This window comes from Serratia sp. H1w (genome assembly GCF_000633355.1).
Taxonomy (GTDB): Bacteria; Pseudomonadota; Gammaproteobacteria; order Enterobacterales; family Enterobacteriaceae; genus Chania.
The window spans coordinates 11,792-24,035 of sequence record NZ_AYMQ01000045.1 but is presented as its reverse complement, the minus strand read 5'-3'; the positions used below and the strand labels follow the sequence as shown (position 1 = coordinate 24,035).

Annotated in this window: 12 protein-coding genes; 11 read left to right on the top strand and 1 reads right to left on the bottom strand. The window is 56.9% G+C overall.

What is annotated here, in order from left to right:
* Positions 1-3: 3 nt before the first annotated feature.
* The 11 genes from U869_RS31855 to U869_RS0108690 all read left to right on the top strand — a co-directional run bounded on the left by U869_RS31855 (position 4) and on the right by U869_RS0108690 (position 10,729).
* Positions 4-1,134, top strand: a complete 1,131-nt coding sequence (locus U869_RS31855) for a phosphoribosyltransferase domain-containing protein (RefSeq protein WP_025119065.1) — start codon at positions 4-6, stop codon at positions 1,132-1,134.
* Positions 1,127-1,900: a hypothetical protein gene (locus U869_RS0108735; protein WP_025119066.1), complete on the top strand. Its 774-nt coding sequence runs from the start codon at positions 1,127-1,129 to the stop codon at positions 1,898-1,900. Before U869_RS31855 ends, U869_RS0108735 begins: the two co-directional genes overlap by 8 nt.
* Before the next feature lies 1 nt (position 1,901).
* Positions 1,902-2,981 (top strand): cysteine protease StiP family protein, encoded by a 1,080-nt coding sequence (locus U869_RS0108730; protein ID WP_025119067.1) that lies wholly within the window; start codon positions 1,902-1,904, stop codon positions 2,979-2,981.
* Positions 2,981-3,937: an HpcH/HpaI aldolase/citrate lyase family protein gene (locus U869_RS0108725; protein ID WP_025119068.1), complete on the top strand. Its 957-nt coding sequence runs from the start codon at positions 2,981-2,983 to the stop codon at positions 3,935-3,937. The genes U869_RS0108730 and U869_RS0108725 overlap by 1 nt, the downstream gene beginning before the upstream one ends.
* Positions 3,938-3,939: 2 nt before the next feature.
* Positions 3,940-4,413, top strand: a complete 474-nt coding sequence (locus U869_RS0108720; protein WP_025119069.1) for a tellurium resistance protein TerW — start codon at positions 3,940-3,942, stop codon at positions 4,411-4,413.
* 218 nt (positions 4,414-4,631) lie between these two features.
* Positions 4,632-5,270, top strand: coding sequence for a VWA domain-containing protein (locus U869_RS0108715; RefSeq protein WP_025119070.1), 639 nt, complete (start codon positions 4,632-4,634; stop codon positions 5,268-5,270).
* Positions 5,271-5,290: 20 nt separating this feature from the next.
* On the top strand, positions 5,291-5,935 hold the full coding sequence (locus U869_RS0108710) for a TerD family protein (RefSeq protein ID WP_025119071.1): 645 nt from the start codon (positions 5,291-5,293) through the stop codon (positions 5,933-5,935).
* Positions 5,932-6,570 carry a VWA domain-containing protein gene (locus U869_RS0108705; RefSeq protein ID WP_025119072.1) on the top strand — a complete coding sequence of 213 codons (639 nt, stop codon included), beginning with the start codon at positions 5,932-5,934 and terminating at the stop codon, positions 6,568-6,570. The genes U869_RS0108710 and U869_RS0108705 overlap by 4 nt, the downstream gene beginning before the upstream one ends.
* 84 nt (positions 6,571-6,654) lie before the next feature.
* Positions 6,655-7,695: a TerY-C metal binding domain-containing protein gene (locus U869_RS0108700; protein WP_025119073.1), complete on the top strand. Its 1,041-nt coding sequence runs from the start codon at positions 6,655-6,657 to the stop codon at positions 7,693-7,695.
* Entirely contained in the window at positions 7,695-9,224 is a 1,530-nt protein-coding gene (locus U869_RS0108695) for a PP2C family serine/threonine-protein phosphatase (RefSeq protein ID WP_025119074.1), read from the top strand. Before U869_RS0108700 ends, U869_RS0108695 begins: the two co-directional genes overlap by 1 nt.
* 5 nt (positions 9,225-9,229) lie before the next feature.
* Positions 9,230-10,729, top strand: coding sequence for a helix-hairpin-helix domain-containing protein (locus tag U869_RS0108690; RefSeq protein ID WP_025119075.1), 1,500 nt, complete (start codon positions 9,230-9,232; stop codon positions 10,727-10,729).
* A gap of 237 nt (positions 10,730-10,966) precedes the next feature.
* Here U869_RS0108690 and xylR read toward each other — a convergent pair whose 3' ends face one another.
* Positions 10,967-12,145, bottom strand: coding sequence for a D-xylose utilization transcriptional activator XylR (xylR, locus tag U869_RS0108685; protein ID WP_025119076.1), 1,179 nt, complete (start codon positions 12,143-12,145; stop codon positions 10,967-10,969).
* Between the last annotated feature and the right edge of the window lie 99 nt (positions 12,146-12,244).

The window sequence follows — 12,244 nt, the reverse complement described above, 5'->3', positions numbered from 1 at the left end:
CCCATGACGCCAATTTATTCCCGCACGTTGTCCTGCGGTACGCTAACGGTCACCCCTACAGGCGGAACGATCGCGCTGGACGATCTGTTCGACGTGGCCGAACGGCGCAACCCGAAACGCGCCTTTCTGTTCGTCAGCAAAGTGTTGGGCCGCCATATTCCGGTACCGCCAAGCGCGATGCGTGCTGTCTATCAACAGTTGGCCGCGCTGTTCCCGGCCTGTGATGCAGGCCCGGTGCTGTTTATCGGCATGGCGGAAACCGCCGTCGGATTCGGCGCTGGTGTGTTTGACGAAGTCCGGGGTAGCGTCAGCGATCCGGTGTATCTGACCTCAACCCGTCACCCGGTTGAGGGCGGTGAGTTGCTGTGCGAGTTCAAAGAAAACCACAGCCATGCCACCGATCACCTGATTTACCTGCCACAGGATGCCGAGCTGCGCCGTCGCGTACTCGCAGCCAAAACCGTGGTGCTGATCGACGATGAAGCCACCACCGGTAACACCTTCATCAACCTGTTGCAGGCCTTGCAGCAGGATGCCGGGTTGCACAATATTGCCCGCGCCATCACCGTCACGCTTACGGACTGGAGCGGCGATGCGCTCGCCCAGCGTAGCCCAATCCCCATCCAGTATGTTTCACTGGTGCAGGGGGACTGGCACTGGGAAACCAATCCAGATGCTCCGGTCCCCGTTATGCCAGCCGTCAACGTCACGGCCACTGGCAGCGTGCCGATCGTCGGCAAACAAAGCTGGGGCCGCCTGGGCATGTCAGCGCCAAGTGCCGATCTGGGCAGCGATATTCAGGCGTATCCTGGAGAGAAAGTGTTGGTGCTGGGCAGCAGCGAGTTTGTCTGGGAACCCTTCCTGCTGGCAGAACGCCTGGAAAAACAGGGGGCGGAGGTCAAATTCAGCTCCACCACCCGCTCGCCGATTGCCACCGGGTTCGCCATCCAGTCCGCCATTGCCTTTGGCGATAACTATGGGTTGGGCATCCCCAACTATGTCTACAATGTGGCCCATCAACACTTTGACCGGATCCTATTGTGTACCGAGACCCCAGCGGCAAGCGTTGACCCCGCGTTAATTGCGGCGCTGCAACAGGTTGCCCCCACCGTTGAGGTTATTTGCTATGAATAAGCCGGTCATTTTCTCCGATCTGGACGACACCTTGTTCCAGACACGCCGCAAGATGGTCGACGAGCTTGACCTGGCCCCGTATCGCACCGGTGCCCTGGATCGCAGCCTGGAACCACGCAGCTTCATGACCGAAGAACAGTCGATGCTGGTAGACTGGATGCTGGAGCATGCCGAGCTTATCCCGGTGACCGCGCGGGGCACAGAAGAGATCGCCCGGGTCAGTATCCCGTTCCAATCATGGGCGGTGACAACGCACGGTGCGGTGATCCTCAACCCGCAGGGGCAGGCAGATGCCGCCTGGCAGGCGCTGATGTTGGCAAAGCTGCAACCTTATGCCGCCAATTTGCTGGCAATGCAGCACAAGATCACCGAACTGATGGCCGAACGGAATATCAATGGCTGGGCGCGGATCAACTATGAATACGGCGACACGCCGGTCTATCTGGTGATGAAACACCGCGACAGCACCCGCCTGGACGAACTTTACGCCATCGCCGATGAGATTGAGCAGCTGTTCCCTACCGACGGCTACTACGTCCACCGTAACAGCAACAACGTTGCCTGGTTGCCGACCGTGGTAGAAAAAGGGCTGGCCGTCACCTTCCTGCTGGAAAAGCTGCGGCAGGAACGCGGCGTGTTCCCGGTTATCGGCTTGGGCGACAGCCTCAGCGATCATCGTTTTATGAAGCTTTGCACCTGGTTTGGCCTGCCGCGCCAGAGCCAGTTCGCCGAAGCGATCTCCCGCCATATTTTCGGAGAGCAGTAATATGTCTGACTTTGTGCCCTTTTCCGGTTCATACCTGCCCGAGGACGTGCACTTTCTACTGCAACCGGTAGAAATGGAGATGACGCCAGTCGATCAGAAAGAACAGCTGATCCAGTCCGGTGCCCGTCACTACTCGGAAATGTTGAGCCAGGAACCGGAGCCGACGCCTTCACACCTCGACCTGTTTACCCGTGCGCTCGATCAGGGAGCAGGACGCCTGGCAAAAGAAGTCTCGATGCTGGCCGTTGCGCTGATTGCACGGTTTGGCGATACGCCGATTGTGCTGACCAGCCTGGTACGTGCGGGTGTTCCTCTGGGCGTAATGCTCCAGCAAACGCTGCGGGCCATGGGCAAAGCGTCGTATCATTACGGCATCAGCATCATCCGCGACCGGGGCATTGATATGGTCGCGCTCGACTGGATCGAGGAACGTCACGGTACCGAAGGGATCGTGTTTGTCGATGGCTGGACGGGCAAAGGGGCCATTACCGGTGAACTGGTTCGCTCTCTGAAAGACCGGCCTGGATATCCCGCTCAGCCCCGCCTGGTCGTACTTGCCGACCCCTGTGGGTGTGCGTGGCTGTCCGCCAGCGACGACGACTGGCTGATCCCATTTGGCATTATGGGTGCGCCGGTTTCCGGTATGATCTCACGCTCTATCTGGACCAATGAAGGCCTGCACGGCTGCGTGCAATGCGATCATCTCGCCCGGTTTGAATGCAGCCGCCTGCTGGTTGATACCGTAGCTGAATATCGCGCCACGCAGGATTTGGCAGCCATCGAACCCTGCACTCAGGATGCCGACAGAAAGGCGTTCCTGAAGCAGCAAAGCGAACAGGTAGTCCGCAATCTGGCAGAGAAATATCAGGTTGCCAGTGTTAACCGAATTAAACCAGGGATCGCAGAGGCCACGCGAGCCGTGCTACGCAGAGTACCGGATCACGTTCTGGTCCGAACGGTAGACGATCCCGACGTCGCGCTGCTGGTCTATCTGGCGCGCGAAAAGGGGCTGACCATCACCGAAGTCGGTGATGAGATCGGGCAGTACCGTGCGGTAACCATTATCAAGAAGGTGCTCTGATGAACCAACGACTTTCCCCATGGCGGCTGGGCGCTTCGCTGTATATGCCAGCCACCAGAACGGATATCGCCGAGACGATCCTCAATAACAAGATCGCCGGCTTACGCTCACTGATCGTGTGCCTGGAAGATGCCGTCAGCGATGCCGATATCCCACAGGCATTAGACAATCTGCGCGAGCTTACCCAGACCCTGGCCCAGGCCAAGGCCGCGGATGGCAACGAACACTGGCCACTGGTATTCGTCCGGCCCCGACATAAAGAAATGGGTAAACAGCTGCTGGCGAGTATGGATTTCAGCGCGATGGACGGCTTTGTGCTGCCCAAATTCACGCTGGCTTCGCTGCCTTACTGGTGGAGCATGATGCAGGACTCGCACCTGTGCATGATGCCGACGCTGGAGACAGAAGAAGTGTTCGACGTGGTGCAGATGCGTGAGCTGGCCAACGCCTTGCACCTTCATCCGTGCTATCGGCGGATTATCGCGCTGCGTATCGGCGGCAACGACCTGATGAACGTGGTCGCGCTCAGAAGACCGCGTAGCCTGACACTGTATGACGGCCCGATGGGTTATGTGATAAAAATGCTGGTCGCCGTGTTTTCCCCGCGTGATTTCGCGTTGACGGCACCGGTTTGCGAGCACATTGACGATCATCAGATTATGGATCGAGAATTGGCACTCGATATCGCCCATGGCCTGGTCGGCAAAACGGCCATCCATCCGAACCAGATCGGCAAGATCGAAAAGGCTCTGATGGTGCAAGCCAACGATCATACCGATGCACTGCGGATCCTTAACTCCTCGCAGGCAGTGTTTAAATCGCAGGGCACCATGTGTGAACCGGCAACCCATCGCCGCTGGGCGTCAGAGATCCTGGCACGCGCTCAGGTGTATGGTATTGCCACCGAGTCATCCCAGGAAAACCACCGGTTCAGCATCAACGCAGGCAGCCATTAATCATGCAACTCAATACGCGACAGGCACGGATCTACAAGCTGGCCATTTTGCTCAGTTCCGGCAAACCCGTGTCCGCAGAGAAGATCATCACCGAGTTAGACTGCTCGGGGCCAACCCTGACACGCGTGCTCAAGGAACTGAGAGATGCCTACGAGGCGGAGATTAAATACCGCAAGGCCACGCATTCCTATCAGTTGACGCAGCCTGGCCATCTGGACAAGAAGAATTTTCGTCGTATGCAGGATGCGTTAGCGGCCAACTCGGAGCTGAAAACCGGTGAAGTCGTCAGCCGGGTCTATCTGGATAAAGAGAAGAAGAAAGCCGTTTCGCTGTCATTGAAAATGTCGGTGTTACGCAAAATTGACCGCTTAGCCAGGATCACCGAAACGACTCGCAGCGAAGCGGTGGATATGGTGGTTGAACGCTGTATCGATGAGCTGGTTCGCAGCATTCAGGCCAGCAAGCCAAAGCCATAACGCCCCCACGCCCTGCCCCTCGCATATGACCTTCACACGGGCGCAGCATGCAGCGCCCCTACGTACTGCCAACGTTGCTGAACTGGCTCCCTCGCCCTATGGGAGAGGGTTGGGGTGAGGGGCGAATAATCTCCCAATAACCCTGGGTATTTCTGTTGAGATAACGACCAGAACAATTATGATGGAGAAACTCGGCACTCTATAAAGCAAGGGAAATTATGAGAAGACTTCCGGTCTATCTGCTACTTGATACTTCTGGCTCCATGACGGGCGAACCTATTGAAGCGGTCAAAAATGGAGTGCAAACACTGCTCTCTACCCTGCGACAAGATCCCTACGCCCTCGAAACCGCCTATGTTTCCGTGATCACCTTTGATTCCTCCGCACGTCAGGCGGTGCCCCTCACCGATCTGTTGAGCTTCAAGCTGCCAGAACTGGTGGCCAGCGGTACCACTGCGCTAGGTGAGGCTCTCTCATTAGTAGCCACCAGCATCAGCAACGAAGTGCAGAAAACCACCGCCGAGACCAAAGGCGACTGGCGCCCGCTGGTGTTCATCATGACCGATGGCTCGCCAACGGATGACTGGCGTAAAGGCGTCAGCGACTTTAAAGCCGCCCGAACCGGCGTGGTCGTTGCCTGTGCCGCCGGCCACAGCGCCGAAACCAAAGTGCTGCAGGAAATCACCGAGATTGTCCTCAAGCTAGACACGGCGGACTCTACCTCGATCAAAGCCTTCTTTAAATGGGTGTCGGCCAGCATTTCCGTCGGCAGCCAGAAAGTCGAGTCAGGTAAAAAGGAAGTTATCGGCCTGGACGATTTGCCCCCACCACCACCCGAAGTTAACGTTGTTTTATAAAACATTTTCAAGGAGATTTTATGTCTGTCAGTTTGCGTAAAGGACAAAGCGTCAGCCTGCGTAAAAACGAACACGACCTTTCCTCAGTCACCATTGGGCTTGGCTGGGATATCAATGAAGAGAAGAAAGGTCTGCTGGGTGGTTTGTTTGGCAAGAAAGAGCCGGAGTATGACCTCGACGTCATCGCCTTCCTGTGTAACGCCCAAGGCAAAGTGACCGATTTGGGTGATGTGGAAAACGGCAGGCCTTCGCTGGTCAACGGTGACATCATTTTCTTCAACAGCCTGCGCCACAAGTCGGGCCACATCTGGCTGACCGGTGACAACCGCACCGGCGCGGGCGACGGTGATGACGAGCAGATCATCGCCCAGTTGAACTCCCTCGATCCCAAGTATGAAAAAATCGTCTTCATCGTGCAGATTTATAACGGCCAGGAGCTGAAGCAGCACTTCGGTAAGGTGCAAAACGCCTTTATCCGTGCGGTCGATGCCAAAAACGTGGAGATGGCGCGTTTCGATCTTTCGGGCGGGGCCGCCTTTGATGGCCAGCGTTCAATGCTGTTTGCCGAGTTGGTGCGTGAAAGCACCGGCTGGAAACTGAATGCGATTGGCGAGCCTTCCGAGTCCGACTCCTTCGTGTCCCACTTGAAGAACTACCTGCAATGAGAAGGCTACCCGTTTATCTGTTGATTGATACCTCCGGGTCAATGCGCGGGGAGTCGATCCATGCCGTTAACGTGGGCATTCAGTCCATGATGAGCGCGCTACGCCAGGATCCGTATGCCCTGGAAAGCGTGCATATCTCCATCATCACCTTTGATAACGAAGCCCGGGAGTTTATCCCGCTGACTTCGCTGGAAGAGTTTCAATTTAGCGATATTGTCGTCCCTAGCGCAGGGGGCACCTTCACCGGTGCCGCGCTGGAATGTCTGATCCAGTGCGTTGACCGCGATATTCATCGTTCCGATGGCGATCAGAAAGGCGACTGGCGGCCTTTGGTGTTCCTGATGACCGATGGCACCCCGTCAGACAGCTATGCCTATGGCGAGGCGATCAAGGAAGTCAAAAAACGCTCCTTCGGCTCCATTATCGCTTGCGCGGTTGGGCCGAAGGCCAAACATGAGCACCTCAAGCAACTGACCTCCCAGGTTGTGGCCCTTGAAACTCTGGATTCAACGGCATTTTCCGGCTTCTTCAAATGGGTGTCAGCCAGCGTGGCGTCGGGCAGTTCCAGTGCCGGTGTCACCGCCGGGCAGGACAATCTGCCGCCGCCGCCACCGGAAATACAGCTGGTTCTGTAGCCAACAGGCAAAGCCTCAACCCGAGACTTTGCCTGTTTTTTCTCGCCCCCACGACGAAGTTTCGGCCTGACGAGGTTTTTAACCATGCGAAGACTGCCTATTTTCCTGGTACTGGACTGCTCGGAGTCCATGATCGGGGAAAGCCTGAAGAAAATGAATGATGGCCTGCAAAGGATCGTCAGCGACCTGAAAAAAGACCCCCACGCGCTGGAGACCGCCTGGCTATCGGTGATCGCCTTCGCCGGGGTAGCAAAAACCATCGTGCCGCTGGTGGAGGTGGTGTCATTTTATCCCCCGCGCCTGCCGATCGGCGGTGGCACCAATCTGGGTGCGGCTTTGCGGGAGCTCACCCACCAGCTTGACCAACAGGTCAGAAAAACCACCCAGGAACGCAAAGGCGACTGGAAACCGGTAGTTTACCTGCTCACCGATGGCCGCCCAACGGATGACCCCATCCCCGAAATCAAACGCTGGAAAGAACAGTACGCGAGCAAGGTCAACCTAATCGCCATTGGCCTTGGCCCTTCCGCCGATATGAACATCCTGCGGCAGTTGACCGACAACGTCTTGCTGTTCACCGATAGCCAGGAAGGTGATTTCACCCAGTTCATCAAGTGGATCACCGCTTCCGTTTCCGCGCACAGCCGCAGCGTTGGGGAAGATGCGCCTCCGCTGCTCACCCACACCGATCACATTGTACGGCTGGCCAAAGATGATATCGCCAGAGCCTACGACGAGAACTGCGTTACCCTGACGGGCCGGTGCAGCAAGTCACGCCGCCCTTACCTGATGAAATACGAGCGCCCGGCCGTTAACCTCTCCTCGCTGGATTTCAAGCTCAATATCAACGGCTTTAACCTCAACGGCTGCTTCCCGATCGATGAGGATTATTTTGCCTGGAGCGATGAGTCCGCGTCCGCGATCCAAGTTAACACCAGCGAGCTGCACGGAGTGCCGGGTTGCCCTTACTGCGGCAATGCCAGCGCGTTCGCCATGTGTAGCTGCGGCAAGCTACTGTGTATCAACGGGCCCGATGACGTTATCTGTCCGTGGTGCGACAAGGGCCTGACGTTCAGGGACAACGGCGGCGACTCTGATTTTGACGTGACGCGAGGGAAAGGCTGATGGAAGACCTACACCAGAAAGTGTTGACGCTGATCCTGGAGGAAACCACAGCATCGGTGGACGACGCCAAGCTTGTCAGCCTCAGTGCCGATGAGGAAATCGGCGCCTTACTCACCATTCTCATTAAGAACGTGACGGCCAGAGTGACCCCGCCCGACGCCGAAGAAATACCGAAGGTGATCCTCACCAAAAGCGAAGACATCCCGGTAGCCGAGGCAACCCCCGCTGACTGGCAGAAAATGCCGTTTACTCCGTTGGAAGAACAAGGAGACGTCACCGTGCCTGAAACTGCAAAAGAAGACCTGAAACCGGGCCAGATCCCATCAGGGACTACCACGCCAGTAAGTATGCCTCTGAACGTTCAGCCACAGGCAAAAATCAACGTGGCCAATGCCCGCAGCGGCGTGCCCTTCCATTCTGAAATCGATATCGTGCTGGACGATGGCACGACCGCCGCAGTGGTGGCCGTCGAGTTCTCGCAAGATATCGGCATCACTTTCGATCCCGCGACGTCTGCACTAGTGGGAACCGCGACCGAAAGCGGCGACTTTGAAATCACGGTCACCTGGTCCTGCCCAGCGGTGCCGCAAAGCTCTACCAAGATCCCTTTTATCGTCAACCCCGATCCGCGCAGCCTGTGGAAAATCGTTGAGCCACCGGCCGACTCCCACTATTTCAAACCGCATGTTGCCCATCAGCATATCCAGGAACCCGGCGTGAACATCGTGGCGGCCAGCCGCAGAGGGCGCTCGCACGAACATGCCGGCACCTTCCGAGACGATGACTTTTACATCGCCAGCAATAGCGAGACCGGCTGGAACATCATGCTGGTAGCGGACGGCGCAGGCAGCGCGAAAAACTCGCGCGAAGGTTCTCGCATCGTGACGCAAACCGTGGGCAGCTATCTGACGGATCAGTTGAACAGCGACAAAGGCAAAGAGCTAAAACAATGCGTTATTCGCTGGGAAACGGACGATCAGCGGGTGGTGTGGGAAGCGTTTAATCGCCTGTTCCGCCAGGCCTCAATCATGGCCGTCAACACCATCAGCAATGAATCCATCCGCGCGGAAGAGAGCGTTAAATCCTATTCCACCACCTTGCTGGTCACCGTTTCATTCCGCACTGGGGACGAGCTGTTCGCCGCCTCTTTCTGGCTGGGCGACGGGGCAATTGCGGCCTACGGACCAGTCGGCAAGGTACGCGTGCTGGGTACGCCGGATAGCGGCGAGTATGCGGGCCAAACGCGCTTCCTGGATGCCGATGCGGTGAACGATGCCAACTTCAGTAAGCGCATCAGCATCGGTAAATGGACCGAGGTCTCCCATCTGGTGCTGATGACGGACGGCGTCTCCGATCCCCGCTTTGAAACGGATAACGGCCTGCTCAATAGCCAGAAGTGGGACGCACTGATCGCGGAACTGACGCCCTGCCTGAGCGATCCCTCACAGCCCGCAGAGCGGCTGGCTGAATGGCTGAACTTCTTCTCCCCGGGTAATCACGACGATCGGACCCTGATCGTGGCATGGTGAGTAAAATGGCAAATATTGTTACCTGTACCACCAGGGATGGCGCAACCATCCAGTATGTTGATGAAATCATCGGCTCCGGCTCGATGAAGGACGTCTACTTTTCGCCGGATAAGTCCTACGTGGTGGCATTCTATAAAAAGCCGCAGAACGAGCAGGCGAAAGAACGCATCGAGATGATCACCGGCCGCTACCGGCAGAACATTTTCGAACAGTCCGGTGGCGATTACTGGCAAGGGCTGTTTTGTTGGCCGACCAGCATAGTGGAACACGACGGCAAAATCGGCATCGTGGTGCCCACCTACCAGAGCCACTTCTTCTTCAAGTACGGCTCGAAGAACAACGACTTCCTGGGCATTAAAGGCCGCGAGAAGGAAGGCAAATGGTTCGCCAGCGCCAATAACCAGAACAAGTTTCTCGATCCGCGTGAACGCGGCAACACCCTGAATTACCTGAAGGTGTGCCTGTTGCTGACCCGGGCCGTCCGGCGTATGCACGCCGCCGGCCTGTGCCACAGCGATCTGAGCTATAAAAACGTGCTGATCGACCCCGAACAGGGCCATGCCTGCATCATTGATGTCGACGGGCTGGTTGTTCCGGGCAAGTATCCACCAGACGTGGTCGGCACACCGGACTTTATCGCCCCGGAAGTGGTGAAAACCAGCCATCTGCCGAAAGAGGACCCGCAGCGCATTCTGCCAAGCATCTCTACCGACCGGCACGCCTTGTCCGTGCTCATCTACATGTATCTGTTCTTCCGCCATCCGCTGCGCGGCGGCAAGATCCATGACATGGACGATGAGATGCGCGATGAATCGCTGGCAATGGGCGAGAGAGCGCTGTTTATTGAGCACCCGACCGACCACAGCAATGCGGTCAAACTCAACCAGGTCAGCCCTTCCTCGCTGCCTTGGGCCGATCCGCAGAAAGTGCCCTACACCATAATGGGGCCCTACCTGACGCCGCTGTTTGAAAGAGCGTTCATCGAGGGCTTGCACGAACCGACCAAGCGGCCAACCGCCGATGAGTGGGAAACGGCGCTGGTGAAAACGGTCGATCTGATCCAGCCGTGCCAGAACGCTGCCTGCGAGCAGAAATGGTACGTGTTCTCCGGTAAGAATCGCCCGGCCTGTCCGTATTGCGGCACACCGTTCAAGGGCAAGCTGCCAATCCTGAATCTGTACTCCTCACGTAAGGCCGGGAGCTTCCGCCCCGACGATCATCGCCTGATGGTCTGGAGCGGCCAGTCGATTTATGCCTGGCACGTTAACCGCCTGATCGCCCCCAACGAACGCACACCGGACGCGCAGAAAAAACGCGTGGGCTATTTCGTATTCCATAACGATCAGTGGTGGCTGGTGAATGAAGGTATCAGCGGGCTGTTGTCCTTACCGGATAAAAAGGTCGTGCCGATTGGCGACAAGCTGGCGCTGAACGATGGCGTGCAGTTCGTGCTTTCCACCGAAGAAGGCGGCAGGTTAGTCGTGGTGCAGTTGGTGTCTAACTAGGCTAAGAGGAGCGCGGACGCAGTTCGGTTTTCTTCAGCCAAAAGGCCACCACTCCCCTCACCCCAACCCTCTCCCAAAGGGCGAGGGAGCTGTCCGGTGTCGTTTGCAGCTAATGTGATCCTGCGTAGGGGCGCTGCATGCTGCGCCCGTGCTCAGACAGATGCAGGAGTAAAATTGTGGCAAGTACGGTCCCCTCTCCCTGTGGGTGAGGGGTATCACGACATCGTAACAACTGACCTAGCACACCACCTCGCCATATTTATCGCGATATTCTTTGGGCGTCATATCATCATCTTTCTTGAACACCGAGTAGAAATATTGCAACGAGGGATAACCGCACATCTGTGATATCTCGTTGATTGATAGCGACGTTGTGGTCAGCAGGATGCGGGCGCGATCGAGCTTCTCTTCATGAATGACGTAATGGATGGTCTGGCCGGTTTCATCCTTGAAGCGTTTTTCCAGATTGGAACGCGACATGCCCACCGCATCCAAGACCTGCTCCACCTTGATGCCCTTGCAGGCATGGTGGCGAATATAATGCATCGCCTGGATAACCGCCGGATCGCGCAGCGAGCGGAAATCGGTAGAGCGGCGTTCAATCACCTTGACCGGCGGCACCAGAATACGCTGCAACGGCAACTCGCGCTGATTAAGCAACTGATGCAGCAATTTCGCCGCACGATACCCCATCTGGCGGGTGCCTTGCGCCACCGACGACAGCGCCACGCGTGACAGATAGCGTGTCAGCTCTTCGTTATCGATGCCAATCACACACAGCTTTTCCGGCACCACGATATCCAGATGCTCGCACACCTGCAACAGATGCCGCGCCCGCGCATCGGTGACGGCGATAATGCCGGTTTGCTGCGGCAGCGTCTGCACCCAGTCCGCCAGCCGGTTCTGTGCGTACTGCCAGTTTTCCGGTGCCGTCTCCATGCCTTGATAGACCACGCCCTGATATTGCTCTTTCGCCACCAGCTGGCGAAAAGCGTGCTCACGCTCCTGTGCCCAGCGCTTGCCTCCCTCAACCGGCAAGCCGTAGAAAGCAAAGCGGTTCAGGCCCTTCTCTTTCAAATGCATGAAAGCCGCTTCCACCAGCGCATGGTTATCGGTGGCGATGTAATGCACTGGCGGGTAATCCGCTTCACGGTGATAAGAACCGCCCACGCCGACGATCGGCACCTTCACGTTATGCAGCAGTTGTTCGATTTCACGATCGTCGAAATCGGCAATCACCCCATCCCCTAACCAGTCTTTGATGTTGTCGATACGGCAGCGGAAATCCTCTTCGATGAAAATATCCCAATCGCTCTGCGATGCCTGTAAATACTCACCTACGCCTTCCACCACCTGCCGGTCGTAGACTTTGTTGGCGTTGAACAGCAACGTAATACGGAAACGCTTCTCGAACATGCCCTATCCCCGAAAAACCACGTGCTCACTGAATAGCATAGCCTTTCAGTGAGCAGTTAAAATCCGGCCAGAATTGTGAGGTACCGCCAACTAGCTTAG